Below are 25,951 nucleotides of genomic sequence, written 5' to 3'. Positions count from 1 at the left end.
CTTCGCTTCCTCGCTTCGTAACGTTGAGCAGGTGACGGGCACCGCCCGGAGAGCACCCACCGCAAGTTGAGTGGACTTGACTCAATAGTGCCACGCCCATCAGGATCGTCAAGTCGAGGTTGAGTCGACCAGACGCAACCTGCAACACATCGACCCCTCGGTTGTCTTCCCTTGCGTCGGTCGGGCACGCTTTAGCGGTGACGACGCACGGGGAATCGGCCACCGGACCTGGCACGCCCGCCGTCGCCGCCCGCACCGGACCAGCCACCGAGGAGCCACCCGGCACACCCGGGGACGATCTTCCGGCCGCCCTCGCCGGCCTGCGCGCCGCGACGACGACCGCCCGGTTCCCCCTCGACCTGCCGTCGGCCGACCCGGCCCGGCGCAACGCCGCCGCGCTGACCGACCAGCTCGACGACTACCTGCTGCCCCGGCTCGCCCGCCTCGACGCCCCACTGCTGGTGGTGGTCGGCGGCTCCACCGGCGCGGGCAAGTCGACCCTGGTCAACAGCCTCGTCAAGGCGCGGGTCAGTGCCGCCGGGGTGCTCCGGCCGACCACCCGGTCCCCGGTGCTGGTCTGCAACCCGGCCGACTCCGGCTGGTTCCGGCAGGGCGAACTCCTCCCCGGCCTGACCCGCACCAGCGAGCCCAGCGAGGACCCGCGCGCCCTGCAACTGGTCACCGCGCCCGCCCTGCCACCCGGCCTGGCCTTCCTCGACGCGCCCGACATCGACTCGGTGGTCGACGCCAACCGGGCCCTGGCCGGGCAGCTCCTCGCCGCCGCCGACCTGTGGCTCTTCGTCACCACCGCCGCCCGGTACGCCGACGCCGTCCCCTGGGAGCTGCTGCACAACGCCCGCGCCCGGGGCGCGGCCATCGCCCTCGTCCTGGACCGGGTGCCCCCGGAGGCCGCCGACGAGGTCGCCGCCCACCTCGCCGAGATGCTCGCCACCCACGACCTCGGCGCGGCCCCGCTGTTCGTGCTCCCCGAGACCCAGGTCGACGGGCAGGGGCTGCTGCCCGAGCAGGTCACCGCGCCGCTCAGCGACTGGTTCGCCCGGCTCGCCGCCGACGCCGAGGCCCGCGCCGCCGTGGTCCGGCAGACCCTGGACGGCGCACTGGCCGCGCTCGGCCCGATCACCGAGGTACTGGCCGAGGCCGCCGACGAGCAGGCCACCGCCGCCGACGCGCTCGACGAGCGGGTCCGCGCCGCGTACCGCGCCTCCCGGCGCACCGTCGAACAGGGGCTCACCGACGGCCGGCTGCTCCGGGGCGAGGTGCTCGCCCGCTGGCAGGAGTTCGTCGGCACCGGCGAGTTCTTCCGCACCCTGGAGGCCCGGATCGGCCGACTCCGGGACCGGCTCGTCGCCGCGGTCACCGGGCGACCGGCCCCGGCCACCGAGCTGCGCGACGCCATCGAGTCGCAACTGGTCACCCTGCTGCGCGGGGTGGCCGCCGAGGCGGCGGAGAACGCGTACACCGGGTGGCGGGCCCACCCGGCCGGGGCGGCGCTGCTCGAACCGGAGCTGGCACACGCCTCCGCCGACCTGCCCGAACGCGCCGAACGCCTGGTCCGCGACTGGCAGCGCGGGGTGCTGGACCTGGTCCGTACCGAGGGTGGCGACAAGCGGTTCGTGGCCCGGACGGCCGCGTACGCGGTCAACGCCACCGGGCTGGCCGTGATGATCGCCGTGTTCGCCTCCACCGCCTTCGTGCCGACCGGGCTGGAGGTCGCCACCGGCGCGGGCACCACGGTCGCCGCGCAGGCCGTCCTCCAGGCGATCTTCGGTGACCAGGCGGTCCGCAACCTCGCCCGGCAGGCCCGCGCCGATCTGCTGGACCGGGTCGACGTGCTGCTCGACGAGGAGGCGGAACGGTACCTCGGCCGTACCGCCGCCGCCCGCCCGGACGCGGAGACCGCCGCCGACCTGCGTACCGCCGCCGCCCGGGTGGCCGCGGCCCGGGACCACAGCGACCTGAGGGTGACCCGGTGACCGGCATCGTCGGCCGGGTGCGCGGGGCGCTGCGGGGCGGGCCGGCCCGGGTCGACCCGGACCGGTTGATCACCCGCCTGGACGCGGTACGCGACTTCCTGACCGTGGTCGACGGTCACCTGCCCGACGAGCGGCTGGTCCCGGCGCACACCCTGGTCGAACGGGCCGGCACCCGACTGGCCCTGTCCCGGGACCACACCCTGGTCGCCCTGGCCGGGGCCACCGGCAGCGGCAAGTCCAGCCTGTTCAACGCGCTGGCCCGGCTGGACCTCTCCCCGGTCGGGGTGCGCCGCCCCACCACCGGCGTGGCGCACGCCTGCGTCTGGGGGCAGTTGGACGGTGCCACCCGGCTGCTCGACTGGGTGGGGGTGCTGCCCCGGCACCGGTTCATCCGGGAGAGCGCCCTGGACGGCGACGACGAGTCGGGCCTGCACGGGCTGGTCCTGCTCGACCTGCCCGACTTCGACTCGGTGCAGCGCACCCACCGGCTCGAGGTGGACCGCCTCCTCGGCCTGGTCGACCAGGTCGTCTGGGTGGTCGACCCGCAGAAGTACGCCGACCGGCTGGTGCACACCGCGTACCTGCGCGAGTTCCACCGGCACAGGGACGTCACCCTGGTCGTGCTGAACCAGGCCGACCGGCTCCCGGCCGCCGAGCTGCCCCGGGTCCTCGACGACCTGCGCCGGCTGCTCGACGCCGACGGCCTGACCGGAGTGCCGCTGCTCGCCACCACCGCCGTGGACCCGGACGGCACCACCGCGCTGCGGACCGCCCTGGAGGACACGGTCGCCGAGCGGCAGGCGGCCCTGCGCCGACTCTCCGGGGACATCGACACCGTCGTCGAGCGCCTGGCCGACCTGGTCGGGCCGGAGCCGGCCGGTACCGGTCCGGACGACGCCGCCACCCGGGGCCTGACCGGCGCGCTGGCCGGGGTGGCCGGGGTGCCGGCGGTGACCGCGGCGGTGGAGCAGGCGTACCGGCACCGGGCGGCGGGGGCGACCGGCTGGCCGGTGGTACGCGGCTGGCGGCGGCTGCGCCCCGACCCGTTGCGCCGGCTGCACCTGCCCGGGCCGGACGCGGCCGGCGAGAAGGACCCCGACGAGCCGGCGCAGAGCCTGCTCGCCGCGACCTCCGTACCCGATCCGACCGCGGCCCAGCGGTCGGCGCTGGGGCTGGCCGTCCGGGCGGTGGCCGACCGGGCCGGTGCCGGTCTGCCGGCGCCGTGGCCGGCGGCGGTGACCAGCGCGGCCCGGTCCCGGCTCGGTGACGTGCCGGACGCCCTGGACCGGGCCGTCGCCGGCACCGACCTCGGGGTGCCGCAGCGCCCGGTGTGGTGGCGACTGGTCGGCGGGCTCCAGTGGCTGGTCACCCTGACCGCGCTCGCCGGGCTGGCCTGGCTGGTGCTCGGGTACGCGCTGCGTGCCCTCGGCCTGCCCGAGCTGGAGAACCCGATGGTCGGCGAGGTCCCGCTGCCGACCCTGCTGCTGCTCGGCGGGCTGCTCGCCGGGCTGCTGCTGGCGCTGGTGACCCGGCCGGTGGTGCGCTGGGCGGCCCGCCGGGCCCGGGTACGCGCGGAGAAACGGCTCGCCGCCTCGGTCGCCGGGGTCGGCGAGGAGTACGTGCTCGTCCCGGCCCGGGAGGTGCTCGCCGCCTACGCCGGAGCCCGGGAGGCCCTGCGTACCGCGACGCGGACGACCTGACCCGGCGGCCGGAACGCCTGCGGGCGAGCCGGAACACCTGCGGAAGAAGTGACACCGGCGGGGGAAGAAGTGCCGCCGGCCCTCCTGTCCCGGGGGTTCCGGCGGCGTAGGGTCGATCCATGGCCACGACTCACACCCCCTACGACGCGGTCCTGCACGCTGCCCGCGACGTGAGCCGGCTCGACTGTGCCCTCGACGCCGAGATGCTCGGCACCGCGCTGCTGGGCAGCGTCTACGCGGTCGCCGAGTCCGACCGCAACACGGCCGTCCGCGAGTTCGTGAGCGGTTTCCTCGCCGCCACGTCCCGGCGGCGGACCGCCTCGGCCACCACGATCCGCCAGGTCTTCGCCCGGCTCGTCCCGGAGGCCGAGGGCGCCGACCGGGTCAAGCCCGGTGCGCAGGCGCCGTCCTGGTCCGACCAGTTGGGGCGGGTGCACGTCACCGGCTGCTGGGCGTACGGCGACGTGTACGGCGACCAGACCTCCTACCTGGCCACCTTCGCCTACGACGAGGCGGCCGGCGGTCCGGAGCACGCCGTGGTCGCCCTGGTCGACCACAACATCGGCATCACCAAGGACATCTTCGTCGGCGGCCCGGCCGCCGGGATCCTGGAGCAGGTCCGGCAGATGTGCGCCGGTGACGAGATGACCTGGTTCCGTACCGAGGACCCGGCCCGGCTGCACGGCGAGGTGGTCCGCCACCTGGCGGTCACCGACGACCTCGGCAACCTGCCCGGTGAGGGGTCGCTCGCCACCGACCGGGCGCTCGCCGGGGCGCGGCTGGCCCTGCTGCCCGGCCCGGGACGGGCCCCCGGGGACCGTGAGCCGCTCTCCCCGGCGGAGCGTACCGAGCTGGTCCGGCAGTTCCTCGCCTCACCGGAGGCCGCCCGGTTCGGCCTCGACACCGTGGACGGCCCCGAGCTGGCGTCGCTGCACTTCTGCCTGAGCCTGCTGCTGGACCACGCGGCCAGCTTCCCGGACGCCGACCCGATGCGGTGGAGCCCGGTGGTGGCCGAGTTGTTCCTGCTCGACTGGGTGCACCGGCGGGCCGTGCTGGACATGGACGACGCCGCCCTGCTGCCCCGGGTGCTGCGCAGTTGGGCCGGGTACGCCGCCCGCCGGCGCGGCCTGCCCGAGCAGGCGGCCAACCAGACCGACGCCGCGGTCGAGGAGATGGTGCCGGAGTTCGCCCGCCTCTACAGCACCGGTGAGCGCCGCAGCCCGGCGACGGCGGCGGTCGCCCAGCTGATGGCCGACGGCGTCGACCCGGACGACCCGGCGGCCCTGCACGCCTGGATCGAGGCCAACCGCCACCACCTCACCGACGACTGAGCCGCCCGGCGGGTCCGGTCCGGGGACATCCGGTGCCTCCGGTGGCTGCCCCGGCTGCGGCCGGTGCCGCGTCCCTGGCCAGCCACCGGCCGTAGCCGGGCCGGATCAGGCCGGCGGTCACCGTACCGCCGGGACGGGGGCGGCGACGGTGGCACCGTGGGTCGACCGGGACGGCCAGGTTGGTCTGGGCGACACCGGTGGCACCGGGCGCTCCGGCCGGTAGGGCCGGGTGGCGGAGGGGGTCGGCGCCGGGGTGGACGGCTGGCCCGGTACGGGCACGACGGTCGGGGAGGGTGCCGAGGTCGGGCCGGGGGTCGGGGTCGGTCGGGGCGTCGGGGTCGGTCGGGGCGTGGCCGGCCGGGTGGGGGCCGGCCCAGACGGCGCCGGGGGCCGCGGCCACGGCGGCGGTACGCCGTCCGGGCCGGGCACGGAGGTCGGGTACCCCGGGACGGCCGGGGATCGACTGGCGGTGCCGGACGGGGCGGTCGGCGGCACCGTCGACCGTGGCCCGCCGGGTGAGGTGATCACCACCGGGCCCCGCGAGGGTGTCGGGATGAACGGGGTGTTGGTGCCCGGCGGGCTGGTGCCGCCGACGGTGGCCGACCCGGCGCTGAGCGCGGCGATGATCGGCATGGAGGCGGTGCCGGCGAGCAGGGCGACGGTGAAGAGGTACCCCCGGGTCGGGCCGGGTGCCCCCGAGGCCCGGTGCGCGCCGACGAGCCGGCGGTAGCCGACCTCCCCTCCCGGAGCACGGTGCCGACCGAGCAGCGGAGGACTGGGACCGTCGCTCTCGGACACCTACGGACTCCTCGCTCGCTCCGGCCGGGTACGGGGTCGGTCCGGAAAGGCAACCGGACGAGCCACACTTTTTACGACCTTCTCCCCTGGTTCAGCCTGAACCAGTCACGCTGAGTCCGCCACCCCCGTACAGCGTGTCGACACACCTTTTGCCCCGCCGGTCGGGGCCGCCCGCCCGGAGCACCCGGCCGGACCGCCCCGACCAGGCTGAATCGGCCGCCCGGAGCACCCGGCCCGGACCGCCCCGACCAGGCCGGACGGGTCGTCCGGAAGCCGGGAATCCGACAGCTGTCCGCTGATCGGGGCGGGCGTGGTGTGGGCCCGCTCACCTCCTCTGCGAGGATGGACCTACGACGGCGACGCAGCCGTGTCTTCGCGTACCCCGCGACAGGCGCGGTCGGCTGCCGGCGCTCCCGAACCGGGTTCGGCCAGAATCCGGCTCACGCCGCACGGCAACCCCCACAAAGGGGCCAGGCGCGGCTGCCAGGAGACCTCCCGGCACCTGCCGGGCGGGCGCACGAGTTGCGCGGCCGGGCAATCCCCGGTGCCGACGCAGACATGACAGGGAGAGACGGATGGCAAAGGGCGACCCCGGGGTCACCACCACCCGCGGCAGACGCGCCGCACCCAGGTCGAAGCGGACCACGGCGAAGGGTGCCGGCGACCCGGAACTGGTGCAGCTGCTCACCCCGGAAGGGGAGCGGATCGACAGCGTCACCGGCCCGGACGGCGTCGAGTACCGCGTCGACTTCACCGACGACGAGTACCGCGGCCTCTACCGGGACCTGGTGCTGGTACGGAAGCTGGACGCCGAGGCGACCGCCCTGCAACGCCAGGGTGAGCTGGGCCTGTGGGCGAGCCTGCTCGGTCAGGAGGCGGCCCAGGTCGGCTCCGGGCGGGCGCTGCGTACCCAGGACATGGCCTTCCCGACGTACCGGGAGCACGGCGTCCTCTACTGCCGGGGCATCGACCCGATCATGCCGCTCGGTCTCTTCCGCGGCGTCGACCAGGGCGGCTGGGACCCGAACGAGTTCAAGTTCAACATGTACACGATCGTGATCGGGGCGCAGACCCTGCACGCGACCGGGTACGCGATGGGCGTCGCCATGGACGGCAAGACCGGCGGCGACGACGGCGAGGCGGTGATCGCCTACTTCGGTGACGGTGCCACCAGCCAGGGCGACGTGAACGAGGCGTTCGTCTGGTCCAGCGTGTTCAACGCGCCGCTGGTCTTCTTCTGCCAGAACAACCAGTACGCGATCTCGGAGCCGCTGGAGCGGCAGACCCGCGTCCCGCTGTACCGCCGGGCCGCCGGTTTCGGCTTCCCGGGCGTACGGGTGGACGGCAACGACGTGCTCGCCACGTACGCGGTGACCCGGCACGCGCTGGACAACGCCCGGCACGGGCAGGGCCCGAGCCTGATCGAGGCGTACACCTACCGGATGGGGGCGCACACCACCTCCGACGACCCGACCCGGTACCGGATCGCCAGCGAGGTCGAGGCCTGGCAGGCCAAGGACCCGATCGCCCGGATGAAGGCGTTCCTGGAGAAGCAGCAGCTCGCCGACGCGGACTTCTTCGCGTCCGTGGACGAGCAGGCGAAGGCCGAGTCGGTGCACCTGCGGGAGCGGGTGCTGGCGATGCCGGACCCGGAGCCGGTGACCATGTTCGACCACGTCTACCCGGGCGGCTCGCCGGAGCTGGACGAGCAGCGGGCGCAGTTCGCGAGGTACCAGGCGTCGTTCGAGGGGAGTGGGCACTGATGACCACGGAGACGCTCACCCTCGGCAAGGCCCTCAACACCGGCCTGCGCCGGGCCCTGGAGAACGACCCCAAGGTCGTGATCATGGGCGAGGACGTCGGCAAGCTCGGCGGTGTGTTCCGGATCACCGACGGGCTCCAGAAGGACTTCGGCGACCAGCGGGTGATCGACACCCCGCTGGCCGAGTCCGGGATCATCGGTACCGCGGTCGGCCTGGCCATCCGGGGGTACCGGCCGGTCTGCGAGATCCAGTTCGACGGCTTCGTCTACCCCGCGTACGACCAGATCGTGTCGCAGGTGGCGAAGATGCACTACCGCTCGCGCGGCAAGCTCAGCATCCCGATGGTGATCCGCATCCCGTACGGGGGTGGGATCGGCGCGGTGGAGCACCACTCCGAGTCGCCGGAGGCGTATTTCGCGCACACCGCCGGGTTGAAGGTGGTCTCCTGCGCCAACCCGCAGGACGCGTACGTGATGATCCAGCAGGCCATCGCCTCGGACGACCCGATCGTGTTCCTGGAGCCGAAGCGGCGGTACTGGGAGAAGGGGCCGGTGGAGCTGGACGCCCCGCTGGACCAGGCGTACCCGCTGCACGCGGCCCGGGTGGTCCGGCCCGGCACGGCCGCGACCGTGCTCGCGTACGGCCCGATGGTGCGGACCTGCCTGGACGCGGCGACGGCCGCCGCCGAGGACGGCCGGGAGCTGGAGGTCGTCGACCTGCGCACGCTCTCCCCGCTGGACCTGGCCCCGGTGTTCGAGTCGGTGCGCCGTACCGGCCGGTGCGTGGTGGTGCACGAGGCCCCGGGCAACCTGGGGCTGGGCGCGGAGATCGCGGCCCGGGTCACCGAGGAGTGCTTCTACTCCCTGGAGGCCCCGGTGCTGCGGGTGACCGGCTACGACACCCCCTACCCGGCGGCCCGGGTGGAGGAGGAGTACCTGCCCGACCTGGACCGGGTGCTCGACGCCGTCGACCGCGCGTTCGGCTGGTGAGCGGCATGTCGCGGATCAAGGAGTTCAACCTGCCCGACCTGGGCGAAGGGCTGACCGAGGGCGAGATCCTCGCCTGGTTGGTCAAGGTGGGCGACGTCATCGAGCTGAACCAGCCGATCGTCGAGGTCGAGACGGCCAAGGCGGCGGTGGAGATCCCGGCGAAGTGGGCCGGGCAGGTGCAGGCGATCTTCCACCCGGAGGGCTCGACGGTCGAGGTCGGTACGCCGATCATCGCGATCGACACCGACCCGGGGGCCGGGCCGCTGGAGCAGTCGACGACCGGTACGCCGAGCGGCGAGCTGCCCACCCCGTCGGCGGCGTCGCTGGCGGCGGTGCAGGTCGCGCCGGCCGAGGGCGCGGTCGAGCCGGGCCTGATCGGTGGGCCGGCCCCGGGCGGGCGGACGGCGGTGCTGGTCGGCTACGGCCCGCGTACCACGGCCGCGAAGCGCCGGCCACGCAAGTCCACCCCGGTACCCGCCCAGTCGGCGGCCCCGGTGGCCGCTCCGGCCGCACCCGCGCCCGCGCCGGTCGCCGTTCCCGCCGCGCCCGCGCCGGTCGCCGCGTCGCCGGCCACCGCGCCGGTGGTCGCCACTCCGACGGTCGCCGTGCCGGTGAACGGCAACGGGCGGGTCGGCGGGCCGGTGCTCGCCAAGCCGCCGGTCCGCAAGCTGGCGAAGGACCTGGGCGTCGACCTGGCCGCGCTGACCGGTTCGGGTCCGCTGGGCTCGATCACCCGGGAGGACGTCCAGCGGGCCGCCGCAGCCCCGGCGGTGGCCGAGCCGCTCACGGTGACCACGTCGGCCCCGGCGGCCACCTCCGCCGCCCGCTTCGGCGCGGACCGCGAGCAGCGCATCCCGGTCAAGGGGGTACGCAAGCTCACCGCCGAGAACATGTCCCGCTCGGCGTTCACCGCCCCGCACGTGACGGAGTTCCTGACCGTCGACGTGACCCGGGCGATGAAGGCCCTGGACCGGCTGCGCGCCAGGCGTGAGTGGCGGGACGTCCGGGTCTCGCCGCTGCTGCTGGTCGCCAAGGCGGTGCTGCTGGCCGTCCAGCGGCACCCGATGGTCAACTCGACCTGGGCCGGCGACGAGATCGTCGTCAAGGAGTACGTCAACCTGGGCATCGCGGCGGCCACCGAACGCGGCCTGATCGTGCCGAACATCAAGGACGCCGGGCGGCTCTCGCTGCGTGGGCTGGCCGACGCGATGACCGCGCTGGTGCAGACGGCCAAGGCGGGGAAGACGTCCCCGGCGGACATGTCCGGCGGCACGCTGACCATCACCAACGTCGGTGTGTTCGGGGTGGACACCGGTACGCCGATCCTGCCGCCGGGCGAGTCGGCGATCCTGGCGTTCGGCGCGGTCCGGGAGATGCCCTGGGTGCACAAGGGCAAGGTCCGGCCGCGTCAGGTGACCACGCTGGGTCTCTCCTTCGACCACCGGATCATCGACGGGGAGCTGGGTTCGAAGTTCCTGCGTGACATCGGGGACTTCCTCACCGATCCGGAGGCGGCGCTGCTCGCCTGGACGTGAGGGACGGATAGCCGACACGGCCGGTGCGCCGGGGTAACTCCCGGCACACCGGCCGTTACCGTTGGCTCAAGAGAAACCTCGGCTCAACCAGCCCTTCACCTTCGATCCTTAGGCGGGTGTCTCAGCTCACCTAAGAATCAATGGCGTTCGGCGCGGATGTGCGCTTGAATGGAGACACGACGGGCTGACAACCGAATAGCCAGGAGGAGAGACCCATGAGCATGATCGAGCGAATCCGCAACCGCCGCGACGCCAACCGCCGCGCCCGTGCCATCGAGCACGCGCTGCGTTCCGCCAACTCGCCCGCGGTCCGCGACGAGATCCTCGCCATCGCCCAGCGTCACATCAGCATGCGCTGACGCAGCAGACTTTCCTCACCTCCTCCAGATCGACGGCCCACCCGGTCCTCCGGGTGGGCCGTCGGCGTTTCACCCCGTCTGGCACCGGGATTCCACCTATGTGGGCGCGCCCGGTACGGTGGGGCACGGTCGTCACCGTCCCCTGCCGACGGGGCTCGGGCAGATAGAAACTGCTCGACACCGCACGGCGACAGGGAGTGACGATCGGTGCTCCCCGGTCACCCCGGGCGGCCACCGGATACGGTGCGGGGAGCGCGGCACGGCCGGTCAGCCGGCTAGGCCGGCAACCAAGCCGACGGCACCCGATCGGCGTCGGCGGCCGACATGTGATGGAGGAGGCGCAGCCATGACGTCCGAGGGCCCACACCACCCCGGCCAGGAGCCGGACGAGGTGTCGCCGGGCGCCGGTGGATCGGCGCCGTACGGCGACCGGTCAGCGCAGCAGGACCGGGCGTACGGGACAGCCGCCCCCGACCTGGGCTGGGCACCCCCACCGCCGGCCGCCCGACCGAGTTCCCCCGCCCCGGCCTGGAGCGCACCGGGCGAGGCACCCCCCACCGTCGGCTGGAAGGCCCCCGGTGAGCAGCCGCAGCCGGGCCAGTGGGGCCCGCCGCCGGGCCAGCCGTGGGGCGGCCAGCCCGGCCAGCCGGCGTCCGGCAACCAGGCACCGTCCGGTAACTGGGACCCGCAGGCCGACCAGCAGCAGCCGACCGCCGCCTGGGCCGCCGCCCCGGTGCCGCCGCAGCAGCCGGCCTGGGGCCAGGGTGACGGCCCCGGCGCGCCGCAGCCGGCCTGGGGGCAGAACGACTCCCCGAACGCCCCGCAACCGGGCGGCTGGGCTCCGCAGGGTGACTCCCCCCAGCAGAACTGGCCGGCCCGGGGGCAGGCCCAGCAGGGCTGGCCGTCGTCCGGCGAGCAGTCGGCCCGGGGCCAGCAGTCCCCCGCTCCCTGGGGTCCCCCCGCCGAGCCCGCCTCCGGCGCGCCCTGGAACGGGCCGGACCAGCAACCGCAGACCCCCACCTGGGGTGCCGCGCCGGTCGCGGAGCAGTCGGGCCAGCCGTCCCCGGCGGCGTGGGGCCAGCAGGAACAGCAGCCCGCCTGGGGTCAGCAGAACGACCAGCAGCAACCGGGGGACTGGGGCAGCGCCCCGGCGGCCCAGCAGTCGGGCCCGCAGTCGCCCGGCGCGCGGGGCTCGGCCAGCGTCCGGCCGCAGGGTGATTCCCAGCCGGCGTGGGGTTCCTCCGAGCCGGCCCCCGGCGCGCCCTGGGGCGGGCCGGACCAGCAACCGCAGACCCCCACCTGGGGTGCGGCGTCGGTGCCACAGCAGGCCGAGCCGCAGCAGGCCGGCTTCGACGCGCCGGCCCAGCAGCCCCGGCCGGCCGAGGCGTGGCCGCCCGCCGAGCCGACCTCCGCGCCGCCCGCCCGGGCCACCGCCTCGGTCCGCGCCGACAGCGCACCGGCCTGGGGTGCCCCGCCCGCACGCTCCGGCGACGACGCGGTGCCGGCCCGGCCTGCGGTGCCGGAGGGCGAGCCGTGGTCCGCCGACGAGGTGTGGGGCAAGGCCGCGTCCGACAACACCCCCGAGGAGTCCGGCAACGCCCCGGCCTGGGAGTCGCCGCGCGCCGACAGCAGCCCGATGTACCAGCCGGCCCCCGGGCCGGGCATCTCGCCCGCCAACGCCGTCCCGCTGCCGCCGCAGGAGACCCGGGTACCGGGTGCCAGCCTCGCCGCCGCGCAGGCCGGCGACTACGCCCCGCCCGCCCCGTACGGCGAACCGGCCGGACGTGACAGCGGGTACGAGGCCGAGCAGCCCGGTGACGGCTGGGGTGCCGAGGCGCAGTCCGCTGCCGCCCCGGCCATCCCGCACCCGCGTACCTCACCCGAGTCCGGCGGGGGCGGCGAGCCGGGCGGCAGCATCTCGGCCAGTGCCTCCGTACCGGTCTCCAGCCGGGTGATGCCCCCGACCGACCAGGCGCTGCGTCCGTCGGCGATGCCGGCCCCGCAGCCCCGGGTGTACGGCCGCCCGTCCCGCCCCGAGCAGTCCGAGCACGGGGACGGTCAGCCCGAGCCGCACCGCTTCGACGACGAGCCCGGCGGACGGTTCGACGACGAGCCGGGAGCCCGGTTCGACGGCGGCCCCGGCACCCGCTTCGACGACCCTGAGCCCCGGTTCGACGGCCGCCCCGGCGACCAGTTCGACAACGGCCCCGGCGGCCCGTTCGACGGTCGTCCCGGTGGACGCTTCGACGGTGGCGGCCACGGCAACCCGTTCGACGGTGGCCCCGGTGGACGGTTCGACAACGGGCCTGGTGACCGGTTCGACGGCCCGGAGCAGCGTTTCGACGCCGGACCGGGCAACCGGTTCGACCAGCAGGACCGGCCGGGTGGTTTCGGTGACGGGCCGGCTGCCGCGCCGGTCCCGCAGCCCGCGCTGCCCAGCTTCCCGCCCGGCATGCCCTCCTTCGCCGACCCGGCGACCAACCAACGGCCGGTCAACGGCACCAAGCCGCACAGCGAGCCGGCCCATAACCCCGGTGACCGGTTCAGCGGCGCGGCGGCCCCGGTCAGCGGCGGAGCCGTCGGCCACGGCGGGGCGCCGGGCCACGGTTCCGCCGACGCCACCCGGGGCTTCCCGGCGGCCTTCCCGCCCGGCGGGGACCAGCCGGAGCGCCCGCTGTGGGACCTGGGCGACTCGGCCGCCGGCCCGGCGGACCAGGGGCGGTTCGACGCCTTCAAGCCGGACGCGGCCGAGGCCAAGCCGGCCGAACCGCCGGCCCCCAAGGTCCGCAACGGACGGGTGCTGATGGCGGTGCTCACCGCCGCCGTCCTCATCCTGGTCGTCCCGCTCGGCCTGCTCATGCTGCTCGGCAAGATCGGCGGATCCGACAACCCACCGGCGTTCAGCCCGGCGGTCGGCTCCTGCGTCAAGCAGTCCGGCAACGGCGCGGTGGCCGCCGGCTGCGGCGACCAGGGCGCGTTCAAGGTGGTGTCGCGGGTCGACAACCAGAGCAAGTGCGCCGACCCGGCCCAGCCGCACGTGGTGCTCCCCGGCAACGGCGCGGACCGGGTGCTCTGCCTGGCCCCGGCCACGGCGGGCTGACGACCTCCCGAACCCGTACCACGGCGAGCGGCGGACCGACCTGGTCCGCCGCTCGCCGATTTCGTCCGGGTGGGCCGTCCCCGCCTCCCCCACGGGGACGGCCCTGCGCAGACGCAGCCGCCGGGCTCCGCCTCCACCGACCGCGCCGCTGCTGGATCAAACGGTGCCAGCCGGCGAGGTATCCGATCATCCGCTCCCGTGCCCACCATTGCGCACGTCGACGTCTTGACACCGGGTTCCCCGTCGCGCTGAGCCGCGCGGGGGTCGGGCCCGGCGGCAGCACGACCGTTACCGGCAGCTCAGCTGTAGCCGGTTCGGCGTGTCGTGTAGCTGAGCTGCCAGAAAGCCGGTGCGACGCCCCGCCCGGAGGGGAGACGGGCGCTCATGGCCTCGGGATTCCGGACTGTCCGGGGACCCGGGTCAGGAAGGACCGCCAGGCGGCTGCGGAGCACGTCAGCACCGGACCGGCCGGGGTACGGCACCGACCGCCTCGGGCTGCTGCGCCACCTCGCCGCCCGGATGGTCGACGCGGCCGGTGAGCTGCCGACCACCGTCGACGTGGTCGAACGGTTCCTGACCCGGGCCCGGCGGTGACGGACGTGCCGGGGCCTACCGGACGGTGAAGGTCAGCGGGTTGGAGATGCCGACGCCGCCGTGGGAGTCGTAGACCCGCACGGTGAAGGTGTACGAGGTGGCGGCTGCCAGGGGCACCTGGAACTGGTAGCGCTGACCGCTGCCGGTCGCCGTCGTGGCGATCCGGGTGGTGCCGGAGTACAGCTCCGCCCGGTTGATGACGTCCCCGGCGTCGGCGTCCGTGGCGTCGGCCAGCAGCGTGACCGTGGCCGGTTCGAGGAGGTAGTTGTTCCCGGCCGTGGTGCTCAGCGCCGCCGCGGGCGGGCGGTTGGTGCCGGAGGACGGCGGCGTGACGACGGTGATCCGTACCGGCGGCGCACTGCCGCTCAGCGACTGGCTGGTGCCGGCCGAGACGGACACCACGTAGGTCGTACTGGTTCCGGCCGCCCCGACCGGCGGGGTCCACTGTGCCTCGTACCGGTCGTTGCCCGTCGGCACGCCTTGAGCCACCGTGACGCCGTCCACCCGGAACGAGACCGAGGTGATGTTGACACCGCCGCCCACGGTCGCCGTCGCCGCCAGCGGGATGGTGACGGGCGCGGTGTACACCGCTCCGGCGGTCGGGCTGAGGAAGGTGACCCTCGGCGGCCAGTCGGCGACCGGCGGCGGGGTCGTCCGGCTCGGCGTCGGGGTGGGCAGGACCGCGCCGGTGCACGGTACCCCGTTGAGAGTGAACGACGTCGGCGCGGGGTTGCTGTCCGACCAGGCCCCGACGAAGCCGATGGTCGTCGAACCGTTGGTGCCCAGGGTGGCGTTCCAGCTCAGGCTGGTGGCGCTGACCTGCTGACCCGACTGGGTCCAGGTGGCGCTCCAGGTCTGTGCGAGCCGCTGGTCGGCGGTGGGGAACGTGAAGTCCAGCGTCCATCCGTCGACCGGGTCGCCCAGGTTGGTGATCGTGACATCGGCGGTGAAGCCACCGGTCCACTCACTGCTGACGGCGTAGTTGACCCGGCACCCGGCCGCCGCGCTCGCCACCCCGGCGTGCGCCACCGCGACGGAGACCGCAGCCGCAGCGACGACGACGGCCACCACGGCCGCCAGCGACTTCCTCATCACACCTCGCCAGTATTTATTGCTGGGCTTCGATGAATAAGATGACTGTCCTGTGCTCCGGGCCTCCTGTCAAGGAACCGAACGGCGGACCTGCCGCCGACGGCGTCCTCCGGTGTCAGCCACGCCGCACATCCCCCCGGGTTGCACCGGTGGCGCACCACCCGTGCGGCACGATGGGGACCATGAGCGCACGCGTACGCGCCCCCGAGCTGCGGGGACGGGCCTGGCTGAACACCGGGGGGAAGGCCCTCACGCTGGCCGACCTCCGGGGCCGCATAGTGATCCTTGATTTCTGGACCTTCTGCTGCATCAACTGTCTGCACGTACTGGACGAGCTGCGGCCACTGGAGGAGAAGTACGGCGACGTACTGGTCGTGGTCGGTGTGCACTCGCCCAAGTTCGAGCACGAGAAGGACCCGGAGGCGCTGGCGGCGGCGGTCGAACGGTACGGCGTGCACCACCCCGTCCTGGACGACCCCGAGCTGGACATGTGGCAGCAGTACGCGGCCAAGGCGTGGCCGACCCTGGCGGTGGTCGACCCCGAGGGGTATGTCGTCGCCACCATGGCCGGTGAGGGCCACGCCGAGGGGCTGGCCCGGCTGATCGACGAACTGATCGGCGTACACGAGGCCAAGGGCACCCTGCGCCGGGGCGACGGGCCGTACGTGCCGCCGGCGGAACCGGACACCACCCTGCGCTTCCCCGGCAAGGCCGTGCTGCTCGACAGTGGGAACCTGCTGGTCTCGGACTCGGCCCGGCACTCGCTGGTGGAGCTGGCCCCCGACGGCGAGACGGTGGTCCGGCGGATCGGTTCCGGTACGCGCGGCAACGCGGACGGCCCGGCCGGCACCGCCGCCTTCGCCGAACCGCAGGGGCTCTGCCTGCTGCCCGCGCACGTCGCCGAACTGGCCGGGTACGACCTGGTCGTCGCGGACACCGTCAACCACCTGCTGCGCGGGGTACGCCTCGACAGCGGGGAGGTGGTCACCGTCGCCGGCACCGGCCGGCAGTGGCGCTCCACGGTCGACGACCACGCGCACGACGCCCGCTCCGTCGACCTGTCCTCCCCCTGGGACCTGGCCTGGTACGACGACAAGGTCATCGTGGCGATGGCCGGCATCCACCAGCTCTGGTGGTTCGACCCGACCAAGCGGACCGCCGGCATGTACGCGGGTACCACCGTCGAGGCGCTGCGGGACGGCCCGCTGGCCGAGGCGTGGCTGGCGCAGCCGTCCGGGCTTTCCGTCTCGCCCGACGGTGTGCGGCTGTGGATCGCCGACAGCGAGACCAGCGCCGTCCGGTACGTGCAGAACGGCGTGCTCGGCACGGCGGTGGGTCAGGGCCTGTTCGACTTCGGGCACGTGGACGGCCCGGCCGACCGGGCGCTGCTCCAGCACCCGCTGGGGGTGTGCGCGCTGCCGGACGGTTCGGTGCTGATCGCCGACACGTACAACGGTGCGGTCCGGCGGTACGACCCGGCCACCGGGCTGGTGTCGACGGTGGCCGACGGGCTGGCCGAGCCGAGCGACCTGGTGCTCACCCCGGCCGGCGACGTGCTGGTGGTCGAGTCGGCCGCGCACCGGCTGACCCGGCTCGCCCCGGGCGCGCTCACCGCCGCCGGAGCGAACACCGTCGACGGCCCCCGGCACCGTACCGAGCGTCCCCCCACGCCGGTCGCCCCGGGCGAACTCACCCTGGACGTGATCTTCACGCCGCCGCCCGGCCAGAAGCTGGACGAGACGTTCGGCCCGTCCACCCGGCTGGTGGTCTCGGCGTCCCCGCCCGAACTGCTGCTCGACGGGGCCGGGACCACCACCGACCTGTCCCGCCGGCTGCTGGTCAACGCCGACGTCACCGCCGGGGTGCTCCAGGTGACCGCCCAGGCGGCCACCTGCGACGTGGCCGACGAGCACGGGGCCTGCCACCTCACCAGGCAGGACTGGGGCGTACCGGTCCGGGTGGTCGCCGACGCCCCCACCCGCCTCCCACTGGTCCTGCGCGGCCTGGACGCGTAACGCCCGGGGCCCGGACGCGTGGTGCCCGTCGGTCGCGCGTCCAGGCCCTTTCCCGCACGGGGCCCGGACGCGTGGCCGGCAACTCCTAACCGACGAACCCGCGCACCGGCACCCCGGCGTCGAGAAGGGCGGCACGGACCAGTTCCGCCGCCCGTACCGCCCCCGGGGTGTCGCCGTGCAGGCAGATCGACTCGACCGGGCACGGGACGGTACTTCCGTCGACGGCGCGGACGGTCCGCTCGGCGGCCAGTCGGACGGCCCGGTCGGCGATCTCGTGCGGGTCGGTGATCAGGGCGTTCGGGGCGGAACGGGGGACCAGTGCGCCGTTGGGCTGGTAGCCCCGGTCGGCGAACCCCTCGGCGACCACCCGCAGCCCGGCCCCGGTGGCAAGCTGGGCGAGCACCGAACCGGCCGGGCAGAGCACCGGCAGGTCCGGGTCGTAGTCGCTGACCGCGGCGACCACCGCGGCGGCCTGCGTCTCCTCGGTCGCCGCCGCGTGGTAGAGCGCGCCGTGCGGCTTGAGGTAGCGGACCCGGGTCCGGTACGGCCGGCAGAACGCGTCAAGCGCCCCGATCTGGTACGTGATGTCGTCGCGCAACTCCTCGAAGGCGTACGCGATGTGCCGGCGGCCGAAGCCGGCGAGGTCCCGGTAGCCGACCTGCGCACCGATCACGACCCCGCGTTCGGCTGCGGCGGCACAGACCCGGCGCATGGTGGACGGGTCGCCGCCGTGGAAGCCGCAGGCGACGTTGGCGGAGGTGACCAGGTCCAGCAGCGCCTCGTCGTCGCCGAGCCGCCAGATGCCGAAACCCTCCCCGAGATCAGCGTTGAGGTCCATGGAACCTGACGGTAGTCCCCGGTCGGGCCTGGGCGAGCGGGGTCACGTCGTCCACCACCCCGATGACCGGGTACCCGCCGGTGGTCGGATGGTCGGCGAGGAAGATCAGCGGCTGTCCGTCGGCGGGCACCTGTACCGCCCCGAGCACCAGACCCTCGCTGGGCAGTTCCCCGGCCATCGCGCGGGGCAGCGGCGCGCCGACCAGTCGCGCGCCGATCCGGTCGGTCAGCGGGCTGACCGCGTACGGGGTCTGCAGCAGCCGGTGCAGGGCGGTCGGGGTGAACCAGTCGTGCCGGGGGCCGAGGCGCAGGGTGAGCCGCAGTTCGGCCGGACACGCGGTCGGCACGGTGAAGTCGACCGGGGGCGGTGGGCCGACAGCCGGCCCGATGGGCAACCGATCACCGTCACGTACCGGGGCCGGGCCGAGGCCGGCGAGGGTGTCGGTGGCGCGGCTGCCGAGCACCGGCTCGACCGCGATCCCCCCGGAGACGGCGAGGTAGCTGCGCAGTCCCTGGCGGGCCGGGCCGATCCGGAGCACCGCCGAGGCGGGCAGGGAGAGCGGTCGACCGGGATCGGCCGCCCGGTCGCCGACCCGGACGTCGGCCTCCGCCCCGGTGACCGCGACCGTGGCGGCCCGGTGGAACCGCAGCTCGCAGCCGGTCAGGGTGATCTCCAGGCCGGCGGCGGACTCCGGATTGCCGACCAGTCGGTTCGCCAACCGCAGCGCCGCCGGGTCGAGCGCCCCGGACCGGGGTACGCCGAGGTGCGCGAGACCGGGTCGCCCCTGGTCCTGGACGGTGGTGAGCGCCCCGGCACGGCGAACCTCGATCACGTCCGTACCCCCGACGCTCCCTGCGATCCGGGCGGTCCGGACGGTCCCCCGGTGGCTTTCGCGGTTGTCGCGGCTTTGGCACTCCCGTCGCTTCCAGCATCCCCGGCGCTCCTGACGGCCCCGGCGGCCTTGGCGGCCCCGGCGGTGTCTGCGACCCTGGCGAGCTCGGCGGCTCCGGCGGCTCCGGCGGCCTTGGTGATCCCGGCGGTCGGGCCGGTCGGGGTCATGCCGCCACCAGCCGGACCTGCATACCAGGGCTGAGGGTGGCGGGCGGGTCGGCGTGCGGGTCGAACATGGGCAGGTCGGTCCGGCCGACCAGCAGCCAGCCACCGGGCGACGCGGTCGGATAGATCCCCGCGTACCGACCCGCCAGGGCGACCGAGCCGGCCGGTACGCGGGTCCGGGGGGTGGCGAGACGGGGTACCGCCCACTGCTCGGGCAGGCCGGTCAGGTAGCCGAAGCCGGGAGCGAAGCCACAGAAGGCGACCCGGAACGCCGTCTCGGTCAACCGGCGTACCACCTCTGCCACGTTGACGCCCCAGTGGTCGGCGACGACCGGCAGATCCTCCCCGTCGTACCGGACAGGAACCTCGACCGTCCGGACCTGCCCGGACCCGATGCCCGACCACGACGCGGTAGCCGGCCCGGACCCGGTGGTCGGCCCGGCACCCAGGCCACCGGGGGCACCGGGGGCGGTGACGGCAGGGGCGGTGACGGCAGGGGCGGTGACGGCAGGGACTGGGGTGGTGACAGCCGGGGCGGGGGAGGGTCGTGGGGCCCAGCTGGCGATCCGGGCCGCAGCCGCCGCCGGGTCGGCCAGCCCGTCGAGCAGTACCGTCGTAGCGGCCGGGACGATCTCGACCACGTCCAGTTCACCGGCCTCCCGGCGTCGCCACAGCTCGGCCCGCCACGCCTCGACCCGCGAGCCCACATCCTCGCCCGAGCCGACCTCCGGCGCTACGGAGCCGACCTCCGATTCACCGGAGCCGAGCTCCCCGTCGGAGCCGACCTCCGGCGTTGCGTCACCGGTTCCCGATTCGCCGGAGCCGACTTCCGGTTCGGCGCAGTCGAGCAGCAGTGCGTGGGCACCGACCGGACGGATCCGCATACCGTAATCCTGGCCGACGGAGACCCGGTTCCGCACCATGCGGCGCGGCGTGACCCACTGCACTACCTCGAAGTAACTTACGGTGCCGTAACCTGATGTGGTGAGCACCTCGACCCCGGCTCGGCTCAAGCCGGTCGACCTCGGCAAGCCTCGGATGCGCGGCTGGCTGCACACCTACGCGTTCTTCGTCGCCCTGGTCTGCGGCGTCGTCCTCTGCTCGATCGCGGCCACCCGACCGGGGTGGGCACCGCTGTTGAGCTGCCTGATCTACAGCCTCACCGTCTGCGGTCTCTTCGGCACCAGCGCGCTCTACCACCGTCGGGTGTGGTCGGCGCGCGGCTTCCAGATCATGCGCCGGATGGACCATTCGATGATCTTCGTGTTCATCGCCGGCACGTACACCCCGTTCTGCCTGCTGCTGCTCACGGACCGCGCGGCGGCGGTCATGCTCGCGCTGGTCTGGGGTGGTGCGCTGGGCGGGGTGGCGCTGAAGCTGGTCTGGCCGCACGCGCCCCGCTGGGTCTCCGCCCCGCTCTACCTGGCGCTCGGCTGGGTCTCCGTGGCGATCATCCCGGACATTCTCCGCGAGGGCGGGGTGACCGCGTTGGTGTTGCTGGTGGTCGGCGGCGCGATCTACAGCGTCGGCGCGGTCTTCTACGCGCTACGCCGACCCAATCCGTGGCCCACCGTCTTCGGCCACCACGAGTTCTTCCACGCCTGCACCCTGGTGGCGGCGATCTGCCACCACATCGCCATCTACTTCGCGCTCTTCGCCTGAGCGCCCTTCTAGCCCGAGGCCCTTCTCGTCTGAGCGCCCTTCTCGCCCGAGCAGCCCTCTCGCCTGAGCACCCCTCGGCCGGCCGGAGCCGCTGACGGGGCCGCGCATCGTGTGCGCGGCCCCGTCAGCGGCCCGGGTACGACGAGGTCAGACCCCGGGGCGACGCACCTCGCGGTACTCCTGGACCACGCGGTCGTCCTGTACCGGCACGACCCGCTCCCGTACGACCCGGTCCTGCGGGGCGGCGACGACGGCGGTCCGGCGACGGGTGTTCCAGAAGTAGGCGGTCATGATCAGACCGACCAGGCCGGCGAGCATCAGCACCCAGCCGACGGTGTTCAGACTGAGCCAACCCAGGTTCGCGTCGACCGCGAAGGCGAGGATCGCGCCCAGCGCGATGAGGAAGATACTGCTGCCGATGCCCATCTTGTCGCCCTCCTTGGCGTTCTGCTGGCGTTCTCTTACCGCCGCGGCCGTCGGATGAGGTTGCGGCACACATCGACTTACCCGAGCGCGAAGATCGCCAATCAGGCAAGCTGGGAACATGACGGACGGTAGGAGCGCCGAACGCACGCTGGTGCTGCTGAGGCACGCGAAAGCGGAACGGCCGGACGGCGTCGCCGACCGGGATCGACCGCTCACCGCACGTGGACACGCCGACGCGGCAGTGGCCGGCGCTTGGCTGGCAAGGCACGGCCTCCTGCCCGACGTGGTGATCTGCTCGCCCGCCCGCCGTACCCGGGAGACCTGGCACGCGGCGGCAACCGGGATGACCGGCGACACGACGACAACCGAAACGGCCAGCGCCACGACGACAGCCGGCACGACCGGTGATGTGGCGGCGGGCCGGCCGGCCCTCGACGCGACGACAATCGGTACGACCGGCAGAACCGCGACGGCCGGGGAAGCGGAGGGGGGCCGCCCGGCTGGCACACCGGCGGGAAGCAGGGTGGTCAGCGCACCACCGGAGAGCGGGGCGGCCGGGCCGGCGCCCCAGGTCCGCTACGAGTCGGCCGCCTACGCGGCCGAGACCGGGGACCTGCTGGCGCTGCTCCGGGCGACCGCCCCGGACGCACGGACGGTACTGCTGGTCGCCCACAACCCTGGCATCTCACTGCTGTCGATCTCCCTGGACCGGGTCGGTGCCGACCGGGAGGGATTACGGACCAGCGGCATCGTGGTGCACCGGGTGTCCGGCGGCTGGGCTGAACTCGGCACCGCCCCCGCCCCGGTCACCGCACACCACACCCCCCGCGCCTGACCGGCGAGGAGATACCACCCGAATCGGCTGGGCGGACACGAGCAGAGCAGGTCCGTACGGATGAGTGCGCTGGCCGGCATCCGCTCGGTGCGCTGGCCGGCATCCGGCTCGGTTCCGGGCGGTACGGCTCAGGAGGGCGGAGCCGTCGGCGGTGGAGGGTCGGGTGGCGGCGGCATCATCGCGGTCGGATGGGAGAGCCGGTTCTCCTCCACGATGAGCGTCCGGGCCCGCTTTCGCCGGTCCTGCCAGAACCAGAGCGTGGTGAGCAGTACGGCGAGTCCGGCGAGGATGAACACCCACCCGACGGCGCGCAGGTCCACCCACCAGACGTTGGCCCTGACGGCGAACGTCAGGATCGCGCCTATTGCGATGAGAAAGATGCCGCTACCAATGCCCATGTGCGCTGCACTCCCCCGTGCGGTGGCTCTGGGCGTTCCCTGTCCACTTCCCTGTCCGGGCCCCTGGCCAGGTTCCCCCCTGGCCGGTTCCTCCCCCGCCGGGCTCCCCTAGCCGGGCTCCCCGCCCCACTTACCCCCGATCCCCGCCCCTATCCCCGCCCCCACCACGCCCACCCGCCAGAACCCACCCCGTTGATCATGAAGTTGTTGTCACGACACGCCGGGCGGGAGGACAACAACTTCATGGTCAACACAAGGAAGCCGGGAGGCGGACGGGGGACGGGGGACGGGGGGGGTTAGAAGGCTTCTTCGGGGAGGTCCATCAGGTCGAGGTCGGTGTTCTCGATGATGCGACGGTCGGCACCGATGCGGGGCAGCACCTCGCGGGCGAAGAACTTCGCGGCGGCCACCTTTCCGGTGTAGAACGCCCGGTCGGTGGCGCCGACCTCGCCGGCCAGGGCCCGCAGGGCCACGTCGGCCTGCCGCTGGAGCAGCCAGCCGACCACCAGGTCGCCGACGGCCAGCAGGAACCGCCGGCTGCTCAGGCCGACCTTGTACAGGGCGCGGGGCTCGCCGGCCTGGGCTTCGCCGAGCCAGCCGGTCAGCACACCGAGGATGCTGTTGATCTCGGCGAGGGCCTTGCCGAGCGCCAGCCGCTCCTCCTTGAGCTGGCCGTTGCCGCCCTCGGAGGCGATGAACTCCTGGATCTCCGCCGAGACGGTCATCAGCGCCTTGCCGTTGTCCCGGACGATCTTCCGGAAGAAGAGGTCGAGGCTCTGGATGGCGGTGGTGCCCTCGTACAGGGTGTCGATCTTCGAGTCCCGGACGTACTGCTCCAGCGGGTAGTCCTGGAGGAAGCCGGAGCCGCCGAAGGTCTGCAACGACTCGTGGCCGAGCAGCTCGTACGCCCGCTCCGAGCCGACGCCCTTGACCAGCGGCAGCAGCAGGTCGTTGACCCGCTTCGCGGTCTTCGTACCCTTCTCGTCGCCGGACGCCTCGGCGATGGCGACCTTGTCCTGCCAGGACGCGGTGTAGCAGACCAGGGCGCGCAGCCCTTCGGCGTACGACTTCTGGAGCATCAGCGACCGGCGGACGTCCGGGTGGTGGGTGATCGTGACGCGCGGCGCGGTCTTGTCGGCCATCTGGAGCAGGTCGGCGCCCTGCACCCGGTTCTTCGCGTACTCCAGGGCGTTGAGGTAGCCGGTGGAGAGGGTGGCGATGGCCTTGGTGCCGACCATCATCCGGGCGTACTCGATGATCATGAACATCTGTCGGATGCCGTCGTGCTTCTCGCCCAGCAGCCAGCCCTTGGCCGGTACGCCGTGCTCGCCGAAGGTCACCTCGCAGGTGTTGGAGACCTTCAGGCCCATCTTGTGCTCGACGTTGGTGGCGTAGACGCCGTTGCGCTCGCCCAGCTCGCCGGTGTTCTCGTCGAAGTGGTACTTCGGCACGACGAAGAGCGAGAGGCCCTTGGTGCCGGGGCCACCGACGCCCTCGACGCCGACCGGGCGGGCCAGTACGTAGTGCACGATGTTGTCGCTCAGGTCGTGCTCACCGGAGGTGATGAAGCGCTTGACGCCCTCGATGTGCCAGGAGCCGTCCGGCTGCTGGACGGCCCGGGTGCGGCCGGCGCCGACGTCCGAGCCGGCGTCCGGCTCGGTGAGCACCATGGTGGAGCCCCACTGCTTGTCGATGAAGAGCTTGGCCCACTTCTTCTGCTGCTCGGTGCCCTCGACGTGCAGCACGTGCGCGAAGGACGGCCCGGAGGCGTACATCCAGACCGGCGCGTTCGCGCCGAGGACCAGCTCGGCCAGGGACCACCAGAGGGCGCGCGGCGCGTTGGTGCCGTCCAGCGCCGGGGGGAGGTCCAGCCGCCAGAACTCGGAGTCCATGAAGGCCTGGTACGACTTCTTGAACGACTCGGGCAGCGGCGCGGTGTGCGTGGACGGGTCGAAGACCGGCGGGTTGCGGTCACTGTCGGTGTAGCTGGCGGCCAGGTCCTCGCGGGCGAGGCGGTCGACCTCGGCGAGGAAGCTCCGCGCGGTGTCGACGTCGAGATCCGAGTACGGCTCCTGGCCGAACGCCCGGTCCGCACCGAAGACCTCGAAGAGGTTGAACTCGAGGTCCCGCAGGTTGCTCTTGTAGTGGGTCATGATCACTGGCCCCGCTTCCGGACAGGTGTTACCGATCAGTAACCCCGACTGTATTACTCGTGGGTAGGCAGCGACAACCCACTGATGAAAGTGACAGCGAACACACAGCGGACGAATCAGCTCTCCGCGGTGCCAACCTCCCAGCTCGGCACCGCCACCGTCGTACCACTGCTCGGGCCGGCGTACTCCATCAGGACCAGGGCGATGTCGTCGTCGAGGCGGCCGTACACCCACTCCTCCAGAGCGGTCTCCAGGGAGGCCAGACCGTCGGCCACCGTCCCGTGCCCGAGCAGCCGCCAGGCCCGGTCCGCAGTCGGGAAGAACTCCCCGTCCCGGCGCGCCTCGCCCAGACCGTCGGTGAACAGCAGCAACCGGTCACCCGGCTCCAGGCGCTCGACGCGGGGCTGCACCGACGGCATGAACCCCAACGGCGGGGCCGGGGCGGGCGGTTCGAGCGGGATCACGCAACCCCGGCGGAGCAGCAGCGGCGGCGGATGCCCGCAGTTGACGATGGTGAGCGTGCCGCCCCGCTCCTCCACCACGGCGGCGGTGACGAAGTCCTCGTCACCGACGTTGCGCGCCACCGCCCGGTCCAGGTCGGACACCACCGCCCGCAGGTCGGCCCGCTCGTACGCCACGTGCCGGTACGAACCGAGCACGATGCTGGCCAGCCGGACCGCGTCCAGCCCCTTCCCCCGGACGTCCCCGATGATCATGCGGACGCCGTACGGGGTGTCGATCGCCTCGTACAGGTCCCCGCCGATCTCGGCGGTGGCCGTGGACGAGATGTAGCGGGCCGCCACCGCCAGCGTCCCGACCTGCGGGCCCAACGGTCGCAGCACCGCCTGCTGGGCGACCGACGCCAGCCGGGACAACTCGACGATCTGCTCGGCCTGCCGCTGCCGGACCCCGGCGACCGCCGACACCAGCGCGGTCACCAGGACGATCGCCGCGACCGAGGCCGCGGTGCCCAGCGAGACCCTCGGCTCGGAGAACGCGAAGGCCGTACCCAGCACGGTCGCCGCCGCCCCCACCGCGAGCACCACCCGCCAGCTCGCGAAGCCGGCCGCCAGCACCGGCGCGGCGGCCATCAGCGCAAGGTAGTGCGCCCCACTGCCGTCGGCCATCTCCAGGGCGGAGATGAACCCGAGCAGGACGAGGGCCGCACCGAGACCGGCGCGGGATCCGGGACTCAGCGGGCTGCGCAGCCGCTGGAGAAGATGCGTGTGTACGCAGGACAGCATGCCCTATAGAGGTTGATCAGCGCAGGACCGTTGACCCGTCGTCCGAGCCGGAACTGACCGGCCGGACCC

21 protein-coding genes and 1 pseudogene are annotated in these 25,951 nt (G+C 73.7%); 14 read left to right on the top strand and 8 right to left on the bottom strand.

What is annotated here, in order from left to right:
- The first annotated feature begins 197 nt into the window (after positions 1 to 197).
- From PVK37_RS06810 to PVK37_RS06765, 10 genes are all read left to right on the top strand, one after another.
- Positions 198 to 1,994 (top strand): ABC transporter, encoded by a 1,797-nt coding sequence (locus tag PVK37_RS06810; protein WP_275032909.1) that lies wholly within the window; start codon positions 198 to 200, stop codon positions 1,992 to 1,994.
- Positions 1,991 to 3,694 carry a GTPase gene (locus tag PVK37_RS06805; protein ID WP_275032908.1) on the top strand — a complete coding sequence of 568 codons (1,704 nt, stop codon included), beginning with the start codon at positions 1,991 to 1,993 and terminating at the stop codon, positions 3,692 to 3,694. The genes PVK37_RS06810 and PVK37_RS06805 overlap by 4 nt, the downstream gene beginning before the upstream one ends.
- A gap of 119 nt (positions 3,695 to 3,813) precedes the next feature.
- On the top strand, positions 3,814 to 5,025 hold the full coding sequence (locus PVK37_RS06800) for a hypothetical protein (protein WP_275032907.1): 1,212 nt from the start codon (positions 3,814 to 3,816) through the stop codon (positions 5,023 to 5,025).
- Positions 5,026 to 5,254: 229 nt separating this feature from the next.
- Entirely contained in the window at positions 5,255 to 5,755 is a 501-nt protein-coding gene (locus PVK37_RS06795) for a hypothetical protein (RefSeq protein WP_275032906.1), read from the top strand.
- A 643-nt stretch (positions 5,756 to 6,398) separates the two neighbouring features.
- Positions 6,399 to 7,586, top strand: a complete 1,188-nt coding sequence (pdhA, locus tag PVK37_RS06790) for a pyruvate dehydrogenase (acetyl-transferring) E1 component subunit alpha (RefSeq protein ID WP_275032905.1) — start codon at positions 6,399 to 6,401, stop codon at positions 7,584 to 7,586.
- Entirely contained in the window at positions 7,586 to 8,575 is a 990-nt protein-coding gene (locus PVK37_RS06785; protein WP_275032904.1) for an alpha-ketoacid dehydrogenase subunit beta, read from the top strand. Before pdhA ends, PVK37_RS06785 begins: the two co-directional genes overlap by 1 nt.
- Positions 8,576 to 8,580: 5 nt before the next feature.
- The gene (locus PVK37_RS06780) at positions 8,581 to 10,110 is read left to right on the top strand and encodes a dihydrolipoamide acetyltransferase family protein (RefSeq protein ID WP_275032902.1); all 1,530 of its coding nucleotides are present in this window, start codon (positions 8,581 to 8,583) and stop codon (positions 10,108 to 10,110) included.
- Positions 10,111 to 10,325: 215 nt separating this feature from the next.
- Positions 10,326 to 10,469, top strand: a complete 144-nt coding sequence (locus tag PVK37_RS06775) for a hypothetical protein (protein ID WP_275032901.1) — start codon at positions 10,326 to 10,328, stop codon at positions 10,467 to 10,469.
- A 346-nt stretch (positions 10,470 to 10,815) separates the two neighbouring features.
- Positions 10,816 to 13,569, top strand: coding sequence for an LppU/SCO3897 family protein (locus tag PVK37_RS06770; RefSeq protein ID WP_275032900.1), 2,754 nt, complete (start codon positions 10,816 to 10,818; stop codon positions 13,567 to 13,569).
- A gap of 384 nt (positions 13,570 to 13,953) precedes the next feature.
- The gene (locus PVK37_RS06765; RefSeq protein ID WP_275032899.1) at positions 13,954 to 14,163 is read left to right on the top strand and encodes a hypothetical protein; all 210 of its coding nucleotides are present in this window, start codon (positions 13,954 to 13,956) and stop codon (positions 14,161 to 14,163) included.
- Positions 14,164 to 14,178: 15 nt separating this feature from the next.
- On the opposite strand, the gene PVK37_RS06760 is transcribed toward PVK37_RS06765, so the two are convergent.
- Positions 14,179 to 15,255 carry a cellulose binding domain-containing protein gene (locus PVK37_RS06760; RefSeq protein WP_275032898.1) on the bottom strand — a complete coding sequence of 359 codons (1,077 nt, stop codon included), beginning with the start codon at positions 15,253 to 15,255 and terminating at the stop codon, positions 14,179 to 14,181.
- Positions 15,256 to 15,437: 182 nt separating this feature from the next.
- On the opposite strand from PVK37_RS06760, the gene PVK37_RS06755 reads away from it, so the two are divergent.
- A complete protein-coding gene (locus tag PVK37_RS06755) occupies positions 15,438 to 17,270 on the top strand; it encodes an NHL domain-containing thioredoxin family protein (RefSeq protein WP_423791008.1) in 1,833 nt (610 codons plus the stop codon).
- A gap of 85 nt (positions 17,271 to 17,355) precedes the next feature.
- On the opposite strand, the gene PVK37_RS06750 is transcribed toward PVK37_RS06755, so the two are convergent.
- The 3 genes from PVK37_RS06750 to PVK37_RS06740 all read right to left on the bottom strand — a co-directional run bounded on the left by PVK37_RS06750 (position 17,356) and on the right by PVK37_RS06740 (position 20,048).
- Positions 17,356 to 18,108, bottom strand: coding sequence for a LamB/YcsF family protein (locus PVK37_RS06750; protein WP_275032897.1), 753 nt, complete (start codon positions 18,106 to 18,108; stop codon positions 17,356 to 17,358).
- Entirely contained in the window at positions 18,092 to 18,967 is an 876-nt protein-coding gene (locus PVK37_RS06745; RefSeq protein WP_275034987.1) for a 5-oxoprolinase subunit C family protein, read from the bottom strand. Before PVK37_RS06745 ends, PVK37_RS06750 begins: the two co-directional genes overlap by 17 nt.
- Positions 18,968 to 19,163: 196 nt before the next feature.
- Entirely contained in the window at positions 19,164 to 20,048 is an 885-nt protein-coding gene (locus tag PVK37_RS06740) for a 5-oxoprolinase subunit B family protein (protein WP_275032896.1), read from the bottom strand.
- A 100-nt stretch (positions 20,049 to 20,148) separates the two neighbouring features.
- Here PVK37_RS06740 and trhA point away from each other — a divergent pair, with 100 nt between their 5' ends.
- Entirely contained in the window at positions 20,149 to 20,826 is a 678-nt protein-coding gene (gene trhA / locus PVK37_RS06735) for a PAQR family membrane homeostasis protein TrhA (RefSeq protein ID WP_275032895.1), read from the top strand.
- 147 nt (positions 20,827 to 20,973) lie between these two features.
- On the opposite strand, the gene PVK37_RS06730 is transcribed toward trhA, so the two are convergent.
- Complete coding sequence (locus tag PVK37_RS06730) at positions 20,974 to 21,252, bottom strand: DUF6458 family protein (protein ID WP_275032894.1); 279 nt, start codon at positions 21,250 to 21,252, stop codon at positions 20,974 to 20,976.
- Between the two features lie 118 nt (positions 21,253 to 21,370).
- Between PVK37_RS06730 and PVK37_RS06725 the strand changes: the two are divergent.
- Together PVK37_RS06725 and PVK37_RS06720 are read left to right on the top strand one after the other, a co-directional pair.
- A pseudogene (locus PVK37_RS06725) lies at positions 21,371 to 21,604 on the top strand (SixA phosphatase family protein); the annotation flags it as partial.
- A 171-nt stretch (positions 21,605 to 21,775) separates the two neighbouring features.
- The gene (locus PVK37_RS06720) at positions 21,776 to 22,087 is read left to right on the top strand and encodes a hypothetical protein (protein WP_275035347.1); all 312 of its coding nucleotides are present in this window, start codon (positions 21,776 to 21,778) and stop codon (positions 22,085 to 22,087) included.
- Positions 22,088 to 22,215: 128 nt separating this feature from the next.
- On the opposite strand, the gene PVK37_RS06715 is transcribed toward PVK37_RS06720, so the two are convergent.
- The 3 genes from PVK37_RS06715 to PVK37_RS06705 all read right to left on the bottom strand — a co-directional run bounded on the left by PVK37_RS06715 (position 22,216) and on the right by PVK37_RS06705 (position 25,882).
- On the bottom strand, positions 22,216 to 22,485 hold the full coding sequence (locus PVK37_RS06715) for a DUF6458 family protein (RefSeq protein WP_275032893.1): 270 nt from the start codon (positions 22,483 to 22,485) through the stop codon (positions 22,216 to 22,218).
- Between the two features lie 296 nt (positions 22,486 to 22,781).
- Positions 22,782 to 24,638, bottom strand: a complete 1,857-nt coding sequence (locus PVK37_RS06710) for an acyl-CoA dehydrogenase (RefSeq protein ID WP_275032892.1) — start codon at positions 24,636 to 24,638, stop codon at positions 22,782 to 22,784.
- A 116-nt stretch (positions 24,639 to 24,754) separates the two neighbouring features.
- Positions 24,755 to 25,882 (bottom strand): PP2C family protein-serine/threonine phosphatase, encoded by a 1,128-nt coding sequence (locus PVK37_RS06705; protein WP_275032891.1) that lies wholly within the window; start codon positions 25,880 to 25,882, stop codon positions 24,755 to 24,757.
- Between the last annotated feature and the right edge of the window lie 69 nt (positions 25,883 to 25,951).

Source organism: Micromonospora cathayae (genome assembly GCF_028993575.1).
Lineage (GTDB): Bacteria > Actinomycetota > Actinomycetes > Mycobacteriales > Micromonosporaceae > Micromonospora > Micromonospora cathayae.
This window is presented reverse-complemented; position numbering and strand designations above follow the sequence as displayed.